This is a genomic window from Streptosporangium sp. NPDC002607 (genome assembly GCF_053592655.1).
In genome coordinates, this window is the sequence record NZ_JBSFWD010000015.1 from 1 (window position 1) to 19,746 (window position 19,746).

18 protein-coding genes and 2 pseudogenes are annotated in these 19,746 nt (G+C 65.7%); 11 read left to right on the forward strand and 9 right to left on the reverse strand.

The features are described from left to right. Positions 1-274 precede the first annotated feature (274 nt). Positions 275-1,048, forward strand: coding sequence for an alpha/beta fold hydrolase (locus tag ACWD3H_RS18495; protein WP_451955809.1), 774 nt, complete (start codon positions 275-277; stop codon positions 1,046-1,048). A 511-nt stretch (positions 1,049-1,559) separates the two neighbouring features. Here ACWD3H_RS18495 and ACWD3H_RS18500 read toward each other — a convergent pair. Beyond that, positions 1,560-2,450: an RDD family protein gene (locus ACWD3H_RS18500; protein ID WP_451955810.1), complete on the reverse strand. Its 891-nt coding sequence runs from the start codon at positions 2,448-2,450 to the stop codon at positions 1,560-1,562. Between the two features lie 517 nt (positions 2,451-2,967). Next, on the reverse strand, positions 2,968-3,408 hold the full coding sequence (locus ACWD3H_RS18505; protein WP_451955811.1) for a hypothetical protein: 441 nt from the start codon (positions 3,406-3,408) through the stop codon (positions 2,968-2,970). A gap of 363 nt (positions 3,409-3,771) precedes the next feature. Between ACWD3H_RS18505 and ACWD3H_RS18510 the strand changes: the two genes are divergently transcribed. From ACWD3H_RS18510 to ACWD3H_RS18520, 3 genes are all read left to right on the forward strand, one after another. Next, the gene (locus ACWD3H_RS18510) at positions 3,772-4,224 is read left to right on the forward strand and encodes a hypothetical protein (RefSeq protein ID WP_451955812.1); all 453 of its coding nucleotides are present in this window, start codon (positions 3,772-3,774) and stop codon (positions 4,222-4,224) included. 216 nt (positions 4,225-4,440) lie between these two features. Then, positions 4,441-4,641, forward strand: a complete 201-nt coding sequence (locus tag ACWD3H_RS18515) for a hypothetical protein (protein WP_451955813.1) — start codon at positions 4,441-4,443, stop codon at positions 4,639-4,641. Positions 4,642-5,387: 746 nt separating this feature from the next. Then, positions 5,388-5,963: a hypothetical protein gene (locus tag ACWD3H_RS18520; RefSeq protein WP_451955814.1), complete on the forward strand. Its 576-nt coding sequence runs from the start codon at positions 5,388-5,390 to the stop codon at positions 5,961-5,963. Between the two features lie 1,100 nt (positions 5,964-7,063). On the opposite strand, the gene ACWD3H_RS18525 is transcribed toward ACWD3H_RS18520, so the two are convergent. From ACWD3H_RS18525 to ACWD3H_RS18555, 7 genes and pseudogenes are all read right to left on the reverse strand, one after another. Then, a complete protein-coding gene (locus ACWD3H_RS18525; RefSeq protein WP_451955815.1) occupies positions 7,064-7,726 on the reverse strand; it encodes a cellulose binding domain-containing protein in 663 nt (220 codons plus the stop codon). Positions 7,727-7,886: 160 nt separating this feature from the next. Beyond that, positions 7,887-8,312, reverse strand: a pseudogene (locus tag ACWD3H_RS18530) (hypothetical protein); the annotation flags it as partial. Further along, positions 8,221-9,552 carry an extracellular catalytic domain type 1 short-chain-length polyhydroxyalkanoate depolymerase gene (locus tag ACWD3H_RS18535; protein WP_451955816.1) on the reverse strand — a complete coding sequence of 444 codons (1,332 nt, stop codon included), beginning with the start codon at positions 9,550-9,552 and terminating at the stop codon, positions 8,221-8,223. The pseudogene ACWD3H_RS18530 and the gene ACWD3H_RS18535, both read right to left, overlap by 92 nt. Further along, positions 9,549-10,934, reverse strand: coding sequence for an endo-1,4-beta-xylanase (locus ACWD3H_RS18540; protein ID WP_451955817.1), 1,386 nt, complete (start codon positions 10,932-10,934; stop codon positions 9,549-9,551). The genes ACWD3H_RS18535 and ACWD3H_RS18540 overlap by 4 nt, the downstream gene beginning before the upstream one ends. 860 nt (positions 10,935-11,794) lie before the next feature. Further along, the gene (locus tag ACWD3H_RS18545) at positions 11,795-12,406 is read right to left on the reverse strand and encodes a hypothetical protein (RefSeq protein WP_451955818.1); all 612 of its coding nucleotides are present in this window, start codon (positions 12,404-12,406) and stop codon (positions 11,795-11,797) included. A gap of 56 nt (positions 12,407-12,462) precedes the next feature. Beyond that, a pseudogene (locus ACWD3H_RS18550) lies at positions 12,463-13,979 on the reverse strand (ISKra4 family transposase). 126 nt (positions 13,980-14,105) lie between these two features. After that, positions 14,106-14,627: a hypothetical protein gene (locus ACWD3H_RS18555; RefSeq protein ID WP_451955819.1), complete on the reverse strand. Its 522-nt coding sequence runs from the start codon at positions 14,625-14,627 to the stop codon at positions 14,106-14,108. A gap of 601 nt (positions 14,628-15,228) precedes the next feature. Between ACWD3H_RS18555 and ACWD3H_RS18560 the strand changes: the two genes are divergently transcribed. The 7 genes from ACWD3H_RS18560 (at position 15,229) to ACWD3H_RS18590 (ending at position 19,567) form a co-directional block, all read left to right on the forward strand. After that, entirely contained in the window at positions 15,229-15,846 is a 618-nt protein-coding gene (locus ACWD3H_RS18560; RefSeq protein WP_451955820.1) for a DUF6461 domain-containing protein, read from the forward strand. A gap of 185 nt (positions 15,847-16,031) precedes the next feature. Next, positions 16,032-16,478, forward strand: a complete 447-nt coding sequence (locus tag ACWD3H_RS18565; protein ID WP_451955821.1) for a hypothetical protein — start codon at positions 16,032-16,034, stop codon at positions 16,476-16,478. After that, positions 16,436-16,996, forward strand: a complete 561-nt coding sequence (locus tag ACWD3H_RS18570; protein ID WP_451955822.1) for a site-specific integrase — start codon at positions 16,436-16,438, stop codon at positions 16,994-16,996. The genes ACWD3H_RS18565 and ACWD3H_RS18570 overlap by 43 nt, the downstream gene beginning before the upstream one ends. A gap of 504 nt (positions 16,997-17,500) precedes the next feature. Then, positions 17,501-17,995 carry a SigE family RNA polymerase sigma factor gene (locus tag ACWD3H_RS18575; protein ID WP_451955823.1) on the forward strand — a complete coding sequence of 165 codons (495 nt, stop codon included), beginning with the start codon at positions 17,501-17,503 and terminating at the stop codon, positions 17,993-17,995. A 2-nt stretch (positions 17,996-17,997) separates the two neighbouring features. Next, positions 17,998-18,846, forward strand: coding sequence for a hypothetical protein (locus ACWD3H_RS18580; protein WP_451955824.1), 849 nt, complete (start codon positions 17,998-18,000; stop codon positions 18,844-18,846). Between the two features lie 45 nt (positions 18,847-18,891). Further along, on the forward strand, positions 18,892-19,125 hold the full coding sequence (locus ACWD3H_RS18585; protein ID WP_451955825.1) for a hypothetical protein: 234 nt from the start codon (positions 18,892-18,894) through the stop codon (positions 19,123-19,125). Positions 19,126-19,399: 274 nt separating this feature from the next. Next, positions 19,400-19,567, forward strand: a complete 168-nt coding sequence (locus tag ACWD3H_RS18590) for a hypothetical protein (protein ID WP_451955826.1) — start codon at positions 19,400-19,402, stop codon at positions 19,565-19,567. The last annotated feature ends 179 nt before the right edge of the window (positions 19,568-19,746 follow it).

Here is a 19,746-nt window from a genome sequence, read left to right on the forward strand (position 1 = left end):
CGGCTTCACGGTGCTCCTCAGTCCAGTCGCCGGCGCGGCCTCACGGGTAGTTCCTTGGGATGGGGCGTTTGGCCTGTCCCTTGCACGGCAGCCCACCCAGCGCCCCTACGGCCTTCCGTTCCGCTGGTCGTCGCGACGTCCCGGTTGAGGAGATGCGATGGACTTCGACATTCGAAAGGACCGGGCCTCAGAGCTGTCGCGTACGGGACATCGGGCCCGCGGATTTGTCGGTGGTGCTCTGTAGCGTCGGAGGCCGCCGAACGAAGGGATCGCCATGGCCACGGTGACGTCACGCGACGGCACGCGGATCGGGTTCGAGCAGGCGGGAACAGGGCCGACGCTCGTGCTGGTCGACGCGGCAGGCGGGTTCCGCCGATTCGGGCCCATGCGCTCCCTCGCCGAACACCTTGCCGGCAGGTTCACCGTCGTGACCTACGACAGGCGCGGACGCGGCGAGAGTGGCGACACCCCGCCGTACGCGGTGGAACGGGAGGTGGAGGACCTCGCGGCCGTGATCGAGGCGGGCGGAGGACCGGCGTTCGTCCACGGGTTCTCCTCCGGCGCGGTCCTGGCCTTGCTTGGGGCGGCGGCCGGGCTGCCGATCTCGATGCTCTCGCTCCTCGAACCACCGATCGTCCTCGACCGGCCGCGGGAGGACGACCTCGCAGCCGAGATCGACGAGCTCGTCGCCGCAGATCGCCGGGCCGATGCGGTCGAGCACTTCCATACCGGCATCGGTGTCCCCGCCGAGATAACCGCGGAGATGCGCCAAGCCCCCTTTTTCCCGCTGCTGGAAGGCATCGCGCACACGCTCGCCTACGACAGCCGGATAACCACGGCCGTCTCCCACGACACCCTCCGGTCCGTCACCGTGCCGGCCTTGGTCGTCAACAGCGAGTCCAGCGACGACCGCCTGCGTGGCTGGGCCGCGGACGCGGCGACTGCCCTTCCCCAAGGCCGTCACCTGACCCTCAAGGGCGAGTGGCACGGCGTGTCCGACGACGTGCTGGCCCCCGCGCTGGGCGATTTCTTCCGCGGAGCCATCTGACAAGACGCGTGCGCTTCCGCTGGGGATCAGGTGGACACTCCCCCGAGTTCGTGACCGTCGGCGGAACCGGCCCGCGTCCTGCCGGTACGACCCGCCACCGCACGGTCGCCGACCGGCTGAGCAGGAACACGCTCGTCAGCCAGGCCATGACCGCCGCCGCATTCCCTCAGCTGGGGTGTTGCGACGATCACTAGAACGGAAGACCGGGAAGAGGGTCTCTGAACTGCGGAGGCTCGGGGATTTGAACCCCGGATGGGCGGTAAACCCAAACCGCATTGGCAGCTCGGGCCCTGGCCGTTCGGATCGGTTCAACCTGGACCGACACGCTTGGCCGGTCCATCTGGAACGGCATGGTACGGCGGTGAACTGCAACCCGGGCCAGGTCATCACCTGCGCAGACGCGCGTAGCCCACCCGCCTACTCATTTCGTCTGCCGTCGCCCTGCCCACAGGGAGCGGGGTAGGGCCGGGTCAAGGTAGGGCGCCCCGCTGGAGGCCGACTGCCGGTTCCGCTACATCTGGGCTTGGACGTTCGACACCTTCCGTGTGACTTCGGTGTTCGCCCATCGGTCGTGAAGCGTCCGGCCTTCAGGGTCGAGAAGCGCCCACACCCCATCCACGATGAGAACGATCGGCCCGGCGACCGGTACGAAGACCAGGAGCGGGAAGATCAGCGTGCGGAGGGCCGTCCTTCCCACCGTCGGCCGTACTGTCGTCCGCGCGGAGATGAGGCGGATGCGCAGCAGACGCTTGCCGAGCGTCTGTCCCCGCAGACTGTGCTGCGCCCAGAAGTACAGAAACACAACGAACAGGACGAGTAACCGTTCGGGATCTGCGTTATCCAGCGAGAGCGCCGCCCCGTTCAAGAGCCCGTAGCCCAGGTGGATGGAGGGGAAGAACTCGTCGACGCCGGTCAGCAACAGGATGGGTTGGACGACGAAGGTAAGGACCACGATGACGATCGCGTAGTCGACCAGTAGCGCCACCGGCCGGCGCCAGGTCACACCGGTCGACGAGGCGACCTCCGGCCGTTTCGAGGTGGCACCGCTCATCATCCGGGTGACGAGCAGGACGAGCGCGGCGGCGCCCAGGAGGCAGAGCTGGGTGCTTCCCCAACTGCTCATCACCGTGGCGAACCATTCGGTACTGAGGATGGGGATCGGGCCGCCGCACTCCTCCGCCGAGGCGTAGAGGGGGGTGGCCGGTTTGATGACCGCGATCAGAACGAGAACACCTGCCGTTCGCCGGCCCACGCTCCGTGGATTCCTGTGGCCTAGGCAGGCGAGGAATCCTCCCAGGACCAGCAGCGCGGGGATAGCCCATGCCTCCACGTTCTGCATGATCCCGTCGAGATCGCCTCGCAGGGTGTCCAGCGGCGATGTCTCCAACCACCCGGAACCCATGCATGCGTACATCTCGACCGGACCGGGGTGAAGCCGAAAGCGCCACTCCTCCCATGTCGGGAAGGCTGCGACGGCCGCAGCCACCAGCCAGGTCAGTAATGCCGGTCTCGACAACGGGGGGGAGTTCGACAAGGTGGTCCTTTCACAGACTGGGGCACACCTTAGCGATCTTGGAGCAACATGCGCCGATGACCGACCAGGATCGGTGGAGAGGTGTTTTGACTGGTGGAACCCAGGAGGTTCAAACTCCTGACATCCTGCTTGCAAAAACGCATTCCGATCTTGCTTGACCGGCGAAAACCCAACTCAGCGCCCTGATCGCGTTCCCCGTGACTCCCCGTTGTTCCACCTTGTTCTCCACCTCATCGGGCACGCGACGGGCACGGCGTTCGGGAGGGGCATCTTCCTTATCAGTGCGATCTTTCCGGTCAGCGGACCGGTCTAGCCTCGCTCGGAGCCATGGTTAGCGGCGAAGATCACGTGCTGACATTCGAGGGTATTATCGTCAACGTTGCCGTCACTGCTCTGCCTTTGAAGGCCGCGCGATGAGGATGGACCATTCGGCACCAAGTGGCGCCTCTACTGCGATGCGGCTGACTTCTATCCTGTTGGGAATCGTGCTGGTTCGTATGTCACCGGGACCGGTCGAACACCGTCGAGGAAACTGAGATTTCCCGACTCGTACCATCATTATTCCATCTGCACCGACGCAGTCGGTAGCGAGTCGAAAAGACGTTCCTACCTTTATATCCGTGCTCCAAGTAGAGGCCTGCCCCTGCTTTTCCACATGGTGCAGTAGAATCTTGGTCTTGACGCCTTGCGAAATATCGGCGAGGGTCTGGCGCGCACCGGGAATCGTCGTCTTGGTGACGTGCTTTGCCTCAGGTATGTTGCTGACGCTGGGAGTACAGGCGGCTAGGAGTGCCGTAGCTGCAATAACCGTGACCAGTATGCGCACTTCACACCTTTCGGGGATCAAGACGCACCTAGATTATTGGAGCGGCGCCGCAGGCTCCACCGGTCCTGCCTGATCTTCCCGCCCGCCTCGTCCCCCCTCGGAGGGCAACAACTAGGGGACGGTGGCGCCACTGCCATCCTCACTGTGTACATCAGCCGGTAGACGTTCCCCGGTCATGGGATGCCAGCGGTCACAGACGGTCTTGATCCGGAGGGGGCGGGATGTTGGGCTTGTCTGGGGCGTGATCCGGCCCGCCTCAGCCATCTATGGTCCTGGTGTTGGAACGTCGATCATCCCGGAGCCGAAGTGCCCCCGCCGGAGGCATTTCTTGGAATGAAAGCAGGAAGGCTACATAATCGCTGCATGTCTCAGATGCTCAAGCTGGTCAAGTTAGCGCTAGCGGTGATGACGCTGGCATTGGTGGTCAGGGTCCTTAAGTGGATAGCTGGGACCTACAACGTGCGCGAGCCACTCGACTGGGTGTTCATTGCTATCGCGGCTCTCGGCGTGGCTGTGGCTTTGGGGGCTGCTGTGTGGGGTTTGTTCAGAGCAGACTTGGAGCGGAAGCATAGGGCGGCGTCCTCAGGGGAGGCCCCCGAGAAGCCGGTAAAGTACGCGGTCCTGTCCGTGGGCATGTTGACGTGCGCGGTGATGGGACTCGCCTCGATCTTTATGACCTTTAGCTCAACGGATGGTGGAGATCCGTACTCGGTCAGGCCGATCGGCTGGGCGGGATACATCTCCATGGCTCTTGGCATGCTGATGCTGGCTGGTATGGCCGTCTGGGCCACTGTCAAGGCAAGCAGGGAGCGGTAACGGAACGGCCTGCGCCAATGCGAAGCACCCGAAGGGGTTGGGACCGGTAGCCAGAGCGGCCTTCTAAGCGGCGGTCGGCCCACGTGTGGTGGGCAACCACTGGGTGCGGTGCGGCGGGTGGCCCGAGTGCGGCCCCGGCCATGTCCGGCCCCAGGCAGCATGCGTGGCCGGGGTCCGCGACGCTGGGCTGTGCCGGCGGCGCGCCACGCCGCTGCCTTGACCAGCACCGTGCTCAAGATTCATCGCATCCTGTCGCGGGCGCTGACCATCGCGGTGCGCCGCAACAAGTTCACGCGGAACGTCGCGCCCCTCGTCGAGGCTCCCTCGGCAGCTTCCACCAAAATCGAACCACTGAGCCGTGAGGAGGCCCGCAACATCCTCGACGTGGCCGGCACCCGACGGAACAGGGCACGCTGATCGGTCGCTCTGGCCCTCGGCATCCGCCAGGGCGAAGCGCTCGGGCTCCGCTGGCAGTACGTCGACCTGGAGGCCGGAGTGATCAGGGCATGGTTCCAGATTCAGCGCACCGAGTGGCAACGCGGGTGCGCCGATCCACAAATGCGGTGAGAGGTGGCACCGCTGGCCCTGCAAAAAGTCACGGGCATAACCCCGGCTGCAAGGAGAACTACAAAAAAGCAGGGGCACACCTGCTTCAAGAGGACCTGTCTCAAGGACTGTACGAGCCATGCCGACAGGTGCCCGAAACGCACGGGCGGGGGCATCGTCTTCCGCCAGCGAAAGGGCAAGAGCAAGCTCACCCTTCAATGCCCTCCCGAGTTGCTCGCGCTTCTCAAGGCACACCGCAAGATCCAGGCTGCGGAGCGTCTCAAGGTGGGGTGGCTATGAAAGTGTGAGCGAGAGCCAGGTGTTGATGAGCTTGAGGGCCAGCCGCTGATCAACGAGCTTGAAATGTTGATGACTTTGGGAGCCAACCTAAACGGCCTGAACCGCCCAAGGAGCATCACTATGAGTGAGTCTTTCCAGCCGCTACCTACCGGGGATGACCTAGCGGTGGGGGATGCAGGACCATACTGGAACACTGCAGCGGCAGGATGGGCAGCACCATCTGAGCGTGTGGCCTGGACATCGTTACGCTGAAACACATGGGACATACGGAACAGGAATCGTCTGACGACTCCTGCCGATTCTTCGATGAGCAGGCGTTGTTCGACGCGCTCGACCACGGCGCACCGCCACTCCCGACGACTCTCCCGCCCGGCTCGGCCACGATCGCTGCGGCAGGCCTGTGGGGCCGCTATGGATCGATGATCGTACTGTTCCGCAGCGGAGAAGACGGAGAGCTCTACAACGACACTTACCTGCTGGCGCGCTCACCGGCCGGGCAGTGGCAGTATCCGCTCACCTCCTCGGGAGGCGGCATGCCGGAGTGGGTGCTGAACCGGCCGGATGAGCCGCTGTCCGACTGGCACGGCAACGACCTGGTGAACCTGTCGGCCCAGCTTGCACATCCCGGCACGGAATGGGTGGCTGAGTTGACGATGATGGCGACGCGAAGGATAGCCACCGTGCAGGTGCGCTACGCCGGAGACGTCATCGACGTTCCCGTTCCGGCCAGCGGACTGATCACCGTGCCGCACGCGATCCGCCACGTCGACGACAGGGCCGAATTCCGGGGCTTCGACGGCTCCGGTGAACTCATCGCCGTCACGCACTACCAGCCGTTGACTGACGATGACCGCAGGTACGAGTGGCCGGATACCTTGCTGTGGGCCGACTGATTCCTGAGCACGTCATCATGCGCATTGATCCACGAACTCGAGTACTACGAACAGATCGCACGACAGACCGAGGCCGCCAACCCGCCAGGCCTCGCCGACGACTTCGTCGCATGGATCCGTGATCAGTAGGAATTCGGACACTTGGAATATCCGACGTCACCAGAGCATGTGTCCACACCGCTCATGCGCGATAACGGGGAACGCCTGGCCTCGGCGCTCTGGGGGAGTCCTGAACCCCCGTTGCAACTAAGACTGCAATGACGCCCTTAGAGATCTAAAAGGCCCTCTCCCTGAATCTCGGGAGAGGGCCTCTGAACTGCGGAGGCTCGGGGATTTGAACCCCGGATGGGCGGTAAACCCAAACCGCATTAGCAGCTCTGATCTTGCCTGTTCAGATCAGTTCCACCTGGATCAACGGGCACGGCCGGTCCCTCCAGAACGGGGTTGAACGGGGCTGGATTGCAGCTAGACATGATCGCGATGATGCGTGCCGTGCCGGTGTCCGAGCTACGGGGGGAACCTCAGGGTCCGATCGAACTGAACGCGGCGAGCATGGTGGCTGCGATGCACCCCGCGGCCTGGTCAGCCGCGGCACGGCCGGCATTGATCTCATCCGCGACATGATGCATGACGCTGTGCATCACACCGACCAACCAATCGGTAGGGAGGTTGGTCTGGGAGACCCCCTCATTCCGACCACGCTCGACGAGCTTTTGAACGCGCTCGCCGGACCTGCGTGCAGGGTGCGAATCCGCTTGGGGGAAGGACGTTCTGTACGGCCGGCAGCAGCACCCCAGACCGATCGACCAGTTGCCAGCTCGAGTCGATCAGCCTGGTGAGAGCGCACAAGGGTCACCTGTGAGATCGACGTCATCAAGGCTGCAGGGGAACGAGGGATGGGCGAGGATGATCCGCAGCTCGGGGAAACGGCGACATCGTCGACCAGCGTCGGGTTGAAGTACTTCAGCCGATCCTCCATCTGCCGGCCGAGCATCTCCCCCGGACTGGCCAGCCGTCCGGGCCGAGCAGGTCTTCCACGCCCGCGCCGAAGAGTATGGGCGCCCTGCCCGGAAGGCCGCCGACGGCGTCCTGAACGAACTTCACCCCATGCCGCAGGCGGTGCCGTTGAGCGCGAACCCGGACGGCGCCGAGTTCGCGCCGCTGTAGGTGCCCTGGAACCCGAAGCTGGTCCGGGCCTGGGGAGCGATGGTGGCGTTGTAGGAGACGTTGCGCGCGCTGACCTGGAAACCCGACTGAGCGACGGTGGCGTTCCAGGCACTGGTGACCCTCTGGTTGCCCGGCCACGTCCAGGTCACGGTCCAGCCGTTGACGGGGGTCGTGCCGGTGTTCGCGACGGTGACATCGGCGGTGAAGCCGTTGTTCCAGGTGTTGGACAGGTAGGTGACCCTGCACCCGACACCGGGGCTCGGCGACGGTGAAGGACTCGGTCCGTTGGTGAGGCCGAAGAACTGGATCGCGGTGGCCATCCCGCTCATGGGGAGGCTGTGGCCGGCGCCCTGGATGTTGTACGCCTCGCCCCGGACCGTGCCGGAACCGTCGGCGTAGCGGCGTCGGTTCCAGTTCGGTTGCGGCGTGTCTGTACCGGTGAGCGTCTGGCTCAGGCCGCACACGTTGGTCCACTGGTCGATCGCCTGCTGGTGGGTGGCGTAGTAGACGAGGTTGGCCGTGGTGCCATGCCAGAGCTGAACTCGGGGCCGGGGTCGCTGTATCCGGGGTAGGCGGCACGAACCAGGTCTCCCCATCGCTGGGGCGTCTTGCTGATGCGCCCGGAGGCGCAGTTGCTCGCGCCGGGCGAGGGAATGTAGTCCGCCTCACTCGCGAAGCAGCCGAACGGCCCCCCATGAACGCCGCCCCGGCCTTGAAGACGTCGGGATAGTTGCCGAGCATGATGTTGGTCTCCATGCCGCCGGCGGAGGTGCCAGTGACGTAGACGCGGTTCGCGTCGCCGTTGTGGCGCTGCCGCGTGTAAATGACCATCGACCGTTCTCTCGACGGCATCGAAGAGGGCACGCTCGCGGACGTCGACGACACCACACGCGCCACGCTGATGGAGGGCCTCACTGCCTGCACGCGAGCCTTGCACCCGTTAGGCGTACCAGACACGCGCTCCTCCCTGGTCTGGGGAGATTCTCGGTGATCACCCCAGACCAGGTGGTGCTTGTCCTTCTTCCAGCGGACATGCCGTGCTGGCGGGAGTCCTCTCCCGATCGCGCAGTAGGGCCGCTGAGCGCGATTCTCAGGCGTTGCCGCCCCAGTTCCATCTCTGGTTGGTGCCACCGTGGCAGGAGTAGAGCTGGAGGCGGGTACCGTTGCCCGCCCCGGCCGCATCCAGGCACAACCCCGACTGGACGCCGACGATCGAGCCGTCGGAGTTGACGCGCCACTTCTGGTTGGCCCCGCCCCAGCAGGAGTAGAGCTGGATCCTGGCCCCGTTGCCCGTCCCGGCCGCGTCCAGGCATTTGTTGCCGAGGACCCGCAACTCCTGCGCGGAGGTGAGCGTCCACCTCTGGCTGGTGCCGCCGTGGCAGTCCCAGAGCTGGAGCTGCGTGCCGTCAGTGGTGCTGGAGTTCGGCACGTCCACGCAGCGCCCGGACGCGACGCCCCTGATCTGCCCGTTACCACCTGGGATGGGGGTCAGTGTGGGGGTGGGCGTCGGAGTGGGGGTGTCGCTGTTGAGGCCGAAGAATCGGATGGCGTGGATGGCCATCCCGGAGTGCGGCAGATTGTGCCCCGCCCCGTTGATCGTGTACGCCTCGACCTGGCCGGACCCATAGACCCGCCGCGTCCAGCCCGATTGCGGGCTGGACATCGAGGTGGGCGTCTGGCTCACCCCGTGCACGTTGGTCCACTGGTCGACCTCCTTCTGCAACATGCTGAAGTTCAGCACGTCGTCCGCAGTACCGTGCCAGGCCATCAGCCGGGGCCGGGGACCGGTGTAGCCCGGGTAGGCGTTGCGGACCACGTCGCCCCACTGCTGCGGTGTCCGGTCGTTGCAACCGGGCGGGCCGAGGCAGCCGAAGGGCACGCCGGCGAAGGGAGCACCCGCCTTGAACACATCGGGGTAGGTGGCGAGCAGGTTGATCGTCTCCATCGCGCCAGAGGAGAAGCCGGTGGCGAACACCCGCGAGGGATCGCCGTTATGCCGCTGCACGACGTAGCTCACCATCGACACGATCGAGACGGGGTCGCTGCCGCCCCCGTGCCGGAGCGCTTCGTTCGACCACACGTCGAAGCAGTTCGACAGGCCGTTGGCGCTCTTGTTGGCCTGCGGGTAGATGACGATGAAGCCATACCGGTCGGCCAGGGTCCTGAACTCCGTCTGCTGGTGGAAGTCGGTCGCCCGGCCGTTGCAGCCGTGCATCGCCACCAGGATTCCGGGGCGTGGAGCCACGTTGTCAGGCACGTAGAGGTGCATCTGAATGTTGCCGGGGTTCGCCCCGAAGTTGCCGATCTGAGTCAACGTGGCCGCCCTCGCTGTGGGCGTTTGAGCCAGAAGCCCGGCCAGGACGGCGATCACGGCAGCGACCACCGCCCCGATCCCGGTCGGCACCGACAGGTGCCGTCTCACGATCCGCTCCGGGTCCACTTCTGGTTGTTGCCGCCCCAGCAGGAGTAGCTCTGGAGCAGAGTCCCGTTGCCGGTGCCGGAGTTGGCGGCGTCGAGGCACAGACCCGACTGGACGTTCACGATCGAGCCGTCCGAGTTGATACGCCACTTCTGGTTGTCGCCGCCCCAACAGGAGTAGATCTGCACCTTGGCACCGTTACCGGTGCCCGCGGCGTCCAGGCACTTGCTGCCGAGAACGCGGAACTCCTGGGCGGACGTGTAGGTCCACTGCTGGTTGGAGCTGGAGTGGCAGTCCCACAACTGGAGCTGGGTGCCGTCGGTGGTCGTGGAGTTCGGGACGTCCACACAACGACCAGATGCCACGCCCCGGATCTGTCCCGCGCCACCTGGGGGCGGCGTCGGGCTGGGCGAGGTGGTCGGGCTCGGCGAGGGTGAAGGGTTGGGGGTCGCGTTGTTGAGCGCGTTCAGGACGGAGTTGTAGGCGGCCTTCTTGTTGCCGTTGCCGTCGAAGAGCAGCGGGCTGGTGTTCGCGCCCAGCCAGGAGTCGCTGTCCCGGACCCCCCACACCGTGATGCCAGTGCAGCGCGGCACGGCCAGGCAGTCGTTGACCACGTTGGCGTAAGTGGTGGCCGAGCCGCCCTGGATGTCCAGCTCGGTGATCTGCACGTCGACTCCCAGCGCCGCGAAGCTCTGGATGGTCGTGCGGTAGTTGCTGTTGTACGGGCTGTTGCTGTTGAAGTGCGACTGCAGGCCGACGCAGTCGATCGGCACGCCGCGCTGCTTGAAGTCGCGGACCATGTTGTAGACGCCCTGCGTCTTGGCCCAGCTCCAGTTGTCGATGTTGTAGTCGTTGTAGCAGAGCTTCGCGGACGGGTCGGCGGCCCGTGCGGTGCGGAAGGCCACCTCGATCCAGTCGTTCCCGGTTCGCTGGAGGTTGGAGTCACGCCGGCCACCGGAGTTGCCGTCGGCGTAGGCCTCGTTGACGACGTCCCAGGCGTAGATCTTGCCTCGATAGTGGCCCATCACGCCGTTGATGTGGTCGATCATCGCCTGGCGGAGGCTGCTACCGGACAGGGACTGCATCCAGCCCGGCTGCTGGGAGTGCCAGGCCAGCGTGTGGCCCCGTACCCGCTTGCCGTTCTGCACCGCCCAGTTGTAGATGCGGTCACCGTTGCTGAAGCTGAACTGCCCACGGTTGGGTTCCGTGGCGTCGATCTTCATCTCGTTCTCGGCGGTGATCATGTCGAACTCGCGGTTCGCGATCGTGGTGTACGTCTGGTCGCCCAGTTTGCCCGCGGCGATAGCGGTGCCGAAGTAGCGACCGCTCTGCTGGGCAGCGACGGCCAGCGTGCTGGCGGCCGCATCCGCGGGAACCGACACCATTAGCGCCGCACCTACGACACCCACGGCGCCGGCACTGATGACCCTGCTGAGGGCACCGAAACCTCGGCGCGCAGATAAGGGGGAAGCCTTCATACCCATGCCTGACTCCATACTGAAATCACGGAAAGAGGGATACACGGGAACCCGGCGAACGACGCCGCACCCCGGACCGGGGGCACACCACGATGGCGTCATGACCGGCGGCCCTCACTCGATCACCACATCAGGCAGGGCCGACCGCTTCGGAGACTCATTGTGGAAACCTATCCGAAACATGTCAATGCTTGAGCGAAATTTTCGGCCCCATCCTTTCAACGTCAATGCCCTTACCATGAGCTCAATACAGCTATGGCGAGACCATCTCCGCAGAGCAAAGAGGAGAAATTAGCTGGCGACCACGCCTTGAAAATTTCACCTCAGATCCGCAAGTTGCGGACCTGGGGGCGGGGATCCACAGGCAGCGGCGCCTTCTCGGCAACGCCGAGCACGGAGGACCCCTACCTCTTGACGACATCCGGTCCTGCTGTATTTACTCACCGCCATCACCACCCGAGATGCCGGGATGTCGAAGGGAGGTCGCACCGCAATTTGGTAGCGCTAACATGGCGCCTCTCCCATGAGATGCGCGATGTGGTCAGACCTGGGTGACACCACACTCCCAGGTCACGCTGTGTCCGCCGCTCTGCCTTCGCGCGTGAGGCAGAGCGGCCGACCAACCTCGAAGAAAGGCGCTATGGAGAAGGGTCGAATCCCTACCGGGATAAACCTCTATGGGTGCGGCTCTTCCTGAGGGAGTGAGGCGTTCAGGTCGGGCTGTCCGGCTGAACGCTCCCTGCCCCGGGCAGGCGTGTCGGGATTGCTCACAGGTAGTCGCGCCAGAACGGCACGGTGGCTTGTAGCGCCCGGCTTTCGGGGTGCTCGGGTCGGGGTTCCTCGAACTCCTGGTTGATGTAGTCGAGCAAGTCGACGCCGTAGTAGATGATGTCTGAGCCCCACATCGACAAGACCGGATGGCCGAAGCCGCCGCGGCCTTCGGGCAAGAACCTGTGCCCGTAAACCGGAACCATCCTGGGAACTCCGGCCAGATGCGACTGCGCACGTTCGGCGGCCGCCTCGGGTGAGTCCGGCCGGTCGCCCCAGGCGGTTGGCCAGTGTCCCCGCTGGATGTCCCGAAGCAGGAAGTCCGTCGGCCAGGTGAGGTGCCGGCGGAGTTCGCTCGGCTCGCCGTTTCGCCAGTCGGGCCATGGTCGTTCCCACGCGTAGCTGGTGCCGGGCTCGTCTTCCCGCGGTTCGCAGACCGGTAGTCCGGCGGCGAGGAAGGCCCGGTGGTCGTCGGCGAACGCGAAACCGTATTCGTGCTCGATGCGCGCGAACTCTGCGTTGGTCAGGCCGGGCTCGATCACGCAGCAGTCCAACTGGGCCAGGCGCTCCGCTGCCTGCCTTCCGAGCAGAGCTCCCTCGTCGCTGATCATGCTCGAACCGTATCGCGGAGGCCTGGGCCTAACGATTCCTGAGGGAAAATCACAGGTCAGGCTGGGACGTTGTAGGTGTGTTGGTGTTCTTGCCGGAGGTGGTACTTCCAGTAGTCCCGGAAGTCGCCGCAGGCGATCAAGGCGCGCAGTTGCAAGATGGCCTCCGCGCCGGCCAGGCCCCACCGGGCGCCGGTGATGTCGAGGCGGTCGCCGATCAGGTGACGGCACGCGCCTTCGATGACCCCGGTGGCGATCGGCCACCCGTTCTCTAATGCCTGGTCATAGCGGAGAAACTCGGCGTGGCCGGCCAGATAGCGGATGCAGGTGTCGATGCCACGGCGGCGCCCGGCAGGCAACACCGCGGCCTGCGCGGTGAGCCCATCGGTGACCTGCCCGGCGTTGCCCGCCAGTACCGCCAGCGCGCACCCGGCGACCCAGTCCTCGGCGGCCGGGTCCGCAGCGGGATGCAGACTCCAAGCCGCCGCCCACAGGTACTCCAGGACATGCACGAAGTCGATGACGATGCCGACGCTCACGTTCCGACGGGCGGCCTCGGCGCGGATCAGATCGAGCTGGTGCCGGGCGCCGTCGACCAGCACGACCCACGGGCGGGCGTGTGCGGGGTCGCGGGCCTCGGCGTGGTCGAAGACCTTCTCGATCACCGTGGCGGGATCATCGATCACCGAGCCGCACAACCACTTGCCCCGCGCGTGCGGCCCGGCCCGGGGCGGCCGCCGTCCGCGTCGCCCGCCGGGAACGGCGATCACATCGTGCGGACGCCGCGGCGCGGGGTCTGCGTCGTAGACCACGCCAAGGGTGGCCATCCGCTTGCGGCACGGTTTCTCCCCGGCCGCCAGACGGGTGCGAAACGTCGGCGTGTGGCCGGCGGCCGCCTTGCGGGTGGCGGGCCGCAACGCCTCGGACCGCATCACGATTCCCTTACCGTCCACGCTGAGTACCAGCAACGTGCCCGCGGTGCACGGCACCGGGATCTTCTGCCGGTAGAAGGCCCCGATATCGGCCGCGGCCGCCTGCACCAACTGCTCGAGTTGCCGTTTACCGAGCACCGGACCACACCGCGCCTCGATCGCGGCCTTGGCACCGTCAAAGGAGCCGCGCACCGCCTCGGTCACCGCCAGCCGGGTCAGTCCATGCGAGTGCCGCCCGCCCGGCAGCGATAACGCGGCATCGGCCGGATACACGTTGCGTACGCCCCGAGCCCGGAAGGCGCACCGCCGCACCGACACCGTCCCGAAGACGGTGGCCAGCAGCCGATGATGACCGGACTCCACACAGCGGCGCAGCACACCGTCGGCACCGGCCACCCCGCAGCGGCCGGCCGCACCGGCGTCCTGCGGGCCAGGGCCTGTTCCTCCCGCGCCGCCCGCAAATCCAGATGATCCTGCAGCAACTGCCGCAACAGCAGGCGGCCCCGCACCTCGATCATCTCCTCCAGCCGGGCGTGGGACAGCTCCGCCGACCCGGGACCGGCGAGCTCACCCAGCAGATACTCAAAGGTCTCCGTCGACGCTGCAAACACGTCAGTCACCGGGACCGTGTCATACGGTTCCATCGGGTTCCTCTTCCTCGGGTCCGACATGGGTCGCACCTTCGAACCTGGGGAAGAAGAGCCCTCCTTACAACCACCGCGGCGGTGACGCCGCAGTGACACCCCCGGCCTGCCGCGGCTTATCAGGGCTTATCGGGTGATCTGTTCCCTGACTCGCTCGTTCACCCCGAACAATCCCGGGCCGTCCTCGCTCAGCCAGCCCCGCTCCGCCATCCGCTTCAACTTCGCGCGCAGACCCTCGACCTTGGCCGCCTCGGCCGGCGACCCCAGCGCCGTCACGATCTTCCCGGCCCGCATCGCGCCACCGGCATCGACCAGCACCTCCAGCACATCCTGGTAGGTCTGCGGTAACACCGAGGCATCCATCCCCGGACGCCATCGCGGCACCGTGGTCACCCCGATCGGCGACCCGCCCGTCTGTGCGACCACCCCGCCGGCATCGCTCTGGTCGCCCGCCTCGGCAGGCGACCGCTCTGCCGGCCGGGCCGTCTCGCCCAGGATCTCCTCGACCGTCTCCCGAGTGATCATCAGCCGGGACAACGCCTCTTCCTCGGCCGCCAACTGCTCACGCAACCGCTCGACCCGTTCCCGGGCCACGGCCTCCCGCCGCGCCAACTCCTCCAGCAACGAGCCCACCGCGATCGCCTCCACCTCGCACGGTAGAAGACGAGCCCGCCTCTTGCGAGCAGACTCTCAAAACCCCACGTCAACCAGTCCCTGAAACCGAGCTACACCCAACTCCATTTGGGTGCCTTTGAGAGGCCATTGGGTGGTGTCGCGGGGCAGCAGAAGGACGTCGACAAAGCCGCCGATTGGGAGGTCGACATCCACGCCGATGCCTATCGCGCCGGGGTGGGGAACCCAGACGACGGTGCCGCTGAGTCGTTGGGCGAGTTGCAGCCGGGTCCGCAACTGGTCCCAGACGTCTTGACTGGCCGGAAGGTAGAGGAAGCGCCCGTCTACGTGTCGCCATGGCCGCATGATGCAGCAGGATAGCGGCCCGCTATCCCGTCGCTGGCGGCCCGTGCCCTGCTCGGCTTGTCCCGGGTCGAGGGCAGACGGGATGATCAGGCCCCTACCCCAGCCACCGGCAGGTCGGCGGTGATGAGCGCGTCCTTGGTGGTCATCCCGGAGCCGGAGTGCCCACGCCGGAGGTAAATGCCACGCAGGGTCGTAGGGCCCGAAGGGTGGCGTGGCTGTCGGATCTGATCGTTACCGTGGCGGCACATCCGGAACAGCAGGGAGCGCACACATGGAGATCAGTTGTGCCGATGTTGCCTGGCTCGCCAGTGATTACGGATTGGGCGACCTGTGGTGCCTCACTTTTATTCGTGGGCTCGATGAGGCTGAGGCGCTTCGGCGTGTGGGTGCCGAGGAAAGGAGCATCAGGCCACTCACCTACGAGGAGCTGATTGACGAGGGGTTGTTCCCCAACACGCTCCTGGCGGGCCGTCTGGGTGATTGGGCCGTGCTCATCGAGGAGTCTGGTTGGGATGCGCTCGACGCCGTGGAAACGCTGTCGGTCGGGTCGGAGGCCGTGTCGGTTCTGCGGCATGATTACGCGACCAATCGCTTCGCGTACGCGGTTGATGGGGAGGTGGTGACCTCGTTCGACCCGATGATTCCCGCATGGCGGTATGGGAGCGATCCTGATCGGCTGGTGGGCCTGATGAGGGATGTGGGTTTTGACCCTGCGTATGTGCCGGGAGATGGGGCCGACGAGGACAACGGGGAGAGGGCCGTCGAACATCCGATAGTGGACGGGGCTCTGATGCTCGTGGCGCGGTTGACCGGTGTCATGTTGACTCAGGAGGTCTTGAACGGGCCGCTGCGGGGAGGCGATGTCGGGGCTCGTCGGGCTCAGGACTGATGCGGCGGTGTGCCAGTGGTCGGTGAGTTCGTTGGGTACGGCGGGGCCGGCGGGCGGCCCGAGTGCTGTCCCGGCCGTGACCGGCCCCCAGGCCGCTTGCGCGGCCGAGGGCCGCGACGCTGGGCCGGGGCGCGGCGGCGCGCCGCCGCCTTGGCAATGCCGCAGCCGGGAAGATCTCCACCGCGATGGTTCGGCAGGGGCGGGCCGACCTGCTCGGTAACGGGGTCTCGGTCAGCGTGGCGGCCAAGGCGTATCGCCTGTTGCGGGCCGTGCTGATGACGGCGGTCGAAGAGGATCACATCATCTCGTGCAACCCGTGCCGGATTCGCGGGGTCGGCGACGAGCACGCCCAGGAGCGCCCGGTGCTCACCGTGGCCCAGGTCTTCGAGTTGGCCGACCTCGTGGGTCGTCGTCCGGTCGGCAACGTCCGCAAGCTCAAGGACAACGCCTACCGGTTGCGCTTCCAAAGGCGCGGCGAGATGCGGACCCATCCCGAGGTCTTCATCGGTCGTGCCGACGCCGAAAGGGCGCTGTGGAAGATGGGGACGGGCGGGCCGACCGCACTCATGATCGGCGCTTCCGCGCCCTGGTGCTCCTGGCCACCTTCGCGAGTCTGCGATGGGGTGAGGTGAGCGCGCTCCGTTGTACGGACGTCGATCTCGACGCGAGAACGGTGCGTATCCGGGCGGCCTATGTCGAGCACTCGACCGGCGGTCTGGTCCTCGGTCCACCTAAGTCCAAGGCGGGCCGGCGCGTGGTCGGCATTCCCGAGGACATCGTTTCGGCGCTGCGTGAGCACATCGCCACCTACGTTCAGGACGAGCCGGGCGCGCTGCTGTTTCCCGGTGCGAAAGGCGGGCCACTGCGGCGGAGTGGCTTCAACACCCGCACACGCTGGGTGGACGTGGTCAAGGAGATGGGCATGCCGGGCCTGCACTTCCATGATCTCCGGCACACGGGCAACATGCTCGCCGCCGAGTCGGGTGTCGGCCTCAAGGACCTGATGGCCCGGATGGGTCACGACAATGTGCGCGCCGCGATGATCTACCAGCACGCCGTACGAGGTGCCGACCGGGCGATCACGGACGCGATCGACAGGAAATTGGAAAAGCGGGACGACGGCGACGCCGATGAGCTGCCCGCAGGATGATCACGGAGCTAATGGCCCGAGAAGATCGAACAGTCCTGGAAACGACTAAGGCCCGGGTCGGGAATCCATCCCTGACCTGGGCCTTGAAGCGTGGAGCGGGTGACGGGAATCGAACCCGCGCTGTCAGCTTGGGAAGTCTCTAACGCTCTTGGCCGCTGGGCTGGCGAAACGCTGACCTGCGGGGGAGCGCTTCGGTTGCCCGTGATTCCCCGTGAGTTCCCCTTGCTCCCTCTACTGACGGGCACGCAACGGGCACGGCCTGAGAACCCCGTGCGGACGCACATACCCCACCCGCCGGATCTTTCCGTCTGCCTCGTCCCGCCCGGGGGCGACAGCCTGGAGATGGAGGGTCAAGGCGGTTTTCGCCTCCATTTCCACAGCCGGGGTCTGGGGCGGAGCTCCCTCCCCCTTTCCCAGTGAGTCATCTTGGTATGGGACGTCTGTCATCCGAATGCGCCTCCCAGGCGGTAGTCATCGCCGGGGACAACGAAACGGAGATGATGGATGGACGACGGGTTCGCCGAGTATGTGGCGCACCGGCATTTACGGCTGTGCCGGATGGCGTATCTCCTCACCCAGGACTGGGGTACGGCCGAGGATTTAGTGCAGACCGCACTGTCGAAGGCATGGCTTGCCTGGCGGCGGGTCGAGGGCAACCCTGACCCATACGTCTATCGGATCATCGTGAACACCCACGCCTCTTGGTGGCGCAGGCACTGGCGCGGGGAGGTGCCGGCCGCGAGTTTCCCTGAGACGGCCGATCCGCGCGACGCGGCCGCCGAGGTAGACGATCAGGCCGCGCTGTGGAACGCGATCGGCACACTTTCCCCGCGCCAACGTGCGGTGATCGTTCTGCACTACTTCGAGGGACGAACGCTCACCCAGGTCGCGGACATTGTTGGTTGCTCACTGGGAGCGGTGAAAAGTCAGCTCAGCCGGGCCCTCGCCCGTCTTCGAGTCGATCCGGACATGCAGACCATGAACTTGGAGAGGGTTTAGCGATGAGGCACACCGAGAGTGATCTGCGAAAGCTCCTGACCGAGTATGGCCAGGAACGGGCCCACTACGGACCGTCCGCCCATCTCGACGCGATCGTAAAGCGGGGGCGCCGCATGCGCCGTATTCGGCGGGCGGTGACGGCCGGGACAGCGGTGGCCTTCGCCGTCACCGCCGCCGGACTGGTGAACGGCCTGCTGACCGGGCCATCCGGGGTGGACGAGACGATGGTCGCCCGACGTCCTATGGACTCGGCCCGGGTGGATTCCGGACCAAAGCTCCCCGAAAGGTTTCCCGTGGTGTTGGGAGCCGAGAAATTTGATCTTCCCCTCATTCATTCCCAGCGGTTCGAGACGGTGGGCGTCGCCCGGACGGTGACCTTCACGCCGACCAGTTTCTTCACCGGGTACAAGGTGGTCTGCGACGATCCCCGGGCTTGGGTTGTCACCACGCAGCAGCTCAAGGGTGGCGAACCGGGCGGTACGGCAGGACGGTGCGGGGGTTCGGTGGGCGGACACCACGACCGGCTTTCGGCGCCCTCCGACTGGCTGAAGCGTCCGCAGTCCCTGCAGGTCTGGGTCTTTCCAGCGGACGCCCCGGTCAAGGAGGTGGCGAAAGCCGTCACGGGCTGCCGGCCGACCCTGAAGTCGAAAGAGTGTGACGAGACGGCCCAGTCCCTCGCGCTGATGCGCCCCAAAGTGCGCGAACGCCTGTTGGCCGAGGTTGGCGAACAACCAGGCGGGTGGGCCGTCGGGATCTACGACCGCCCCGCCATAGCCAAGTCCGTACCGAACGGCGAACCTTCGACAGACGCTGAACCTCCAACGGAAATCGCGTCCACGCCGGTCGGCTAGTAAGGAGAGCTTCACGCGACAAGCACGCCCTTGATCTGCTGGTTCATGATCTCCGGCACACGGGCAACACTCCTGGCGGCGATGACCGGGGCCTCGCACAAGGAACTGATGGTGAGGATGGGCCACTCCGGCACGGAGGCCGCGATGATCTATCTACACGCGGTCAAGGACCGGGATCGGGCCATCGCCGACGCACTGGGGGAGATCGTCAAGGGAGGGCTCAAGCCCAAGGATGACGACGGTGATGATCCGCCCCTCGCCGAGGTCAAGATCAACTGATCTGGCGCGCGAGTGAGAGTCGGCTCCGAAAACGACTAAGGCCCTGGTCCGGATTCATATCCTGACCTGGGCCTTCATGAGTGGAGCGGGTGACGGGAATCGAACCCGCGCTGTCAGCTTGGGAAGTGCATCGAGTACGGCAGGTGGGGCGGCTGAGCTGGGCGTTCGGCCGGTCGTGAGTGACTGTGGTTGACCTCTCGTCATCCTGGTTAATGGCCCGCTAATGGCCCGGCGGCCGCCCCGGCCCTACCTTGCAACATGGGACCCTCGGCACATGCCCACGATCATGAACAGCCTTCCCGTCCCCCTGCCCAAGTTCTTTGACTGCGGCTGCGTGGACATCTACTACTGCCCGCGGTCCAGGGAGGTCGAATGCCCCCGGCACAGTGGCTTCGATGTCTGCTGCGACGCACTTGATCAGCACATCCTGCTCCATGCGTGACCACCAGTTTGGAAGATCTCGGTACGCGACTCTCTGAACTGCTGCGAGCCAGGTCAGAGGCAATGTTGATCTGCCCGTGAGTCTCCGTGATTCCCCTCTGTTCCCTGGCCCTACTGGCACGCGAGTGGCACGGTCTGAGAACCCCGTGCGGATGAACGACCTTGCCCCCATGACCCTGG

Coding starts and splice junctions, on each gene's coding strand:
- ACWD3H_RS18495 (WP_451955809.1), top strand. CDS start 275: ATGGCCACGGTGACGTCACGCGACGGCACGCGGATCGGGTTCGAGCAG.
- ACWD3H_RS18500 (WP_451955810.1), bottom strand. CDS start 2,450: ATGGGTTCCGGGTGGTTGGAGACATCGCCGCTGGACACCCTGCGAGGC.
- ACWD3H_RS18510 (WP_451955812.1), top strand. CDS start 3,772: ATGTCTCAGATGCTCAAGCTGGTCAAGTTAGCGCTAGCGGTGATGACG.
- ACWD3H_RS18525 (WP_451955815.1), bottom strand. CDS start 7,726: ATGGGGAGACCTGGTTCGTGCCGCCTACCCCGGATACAGCGACCCCGG.
- ACWD3H_RS18540 (WP_451955817.1), bottom strand. CDS start 10,934: ATGGTGTCGGTTCCCGCGGATGCGGCCGCCAGCACGCTGGCCGTCGCT.
- ACWD3H_RS18545 (WP_451955818.1), bottom strand. CDS start 12,406: ATGATCAGCGACGAGGGAGCTCTGCTCGGAAGGCAGGCAGCGGAGCGC.
- ACWD3H_RS18560 (WP_451955820.1), top strand. CDS start 15,229: ATGGAGATCAGTTGTGCCGATGTTGCCTGGCTCGCCAGTGATTACGGA.
- ACWD3H_RS18565 (WP_451955821.1), top strand. CDS start 16,032: ATGGTTCGGCAGGGGCGGGCCGACCTGCTCGGTAACGGGGTCTCGGTC.
- ACWD3H_RS18575 (WP_451955823.1), top strand. CDS start 17,501: ATGGACGACGGGTTCGCCGAGTATGTGGCGCACCGGCATTTACGGCTG.
- ACWD3H_RS18580 (WP_451955824.1), top strand. CDS start 17,998: ATGAGGCACACCGAGAGTGATCTGCGAAAGCTCCTGACCGAGTATGGC.
- ACWD3H_RS18585 (WP_451955825.1), top strand. CDS start 18,892: ATGATCTCCGGCACACGGGCAACACTCCTGGCGGCGATGACCGGGGCC.
- ACWD3H_RS18590 (WP_451955826.1), top strand. CDS start 19,400: ATGCCCACGATCATGAACAGCCTTCCCGTCCCCCTGCCCAAGTTCTTT.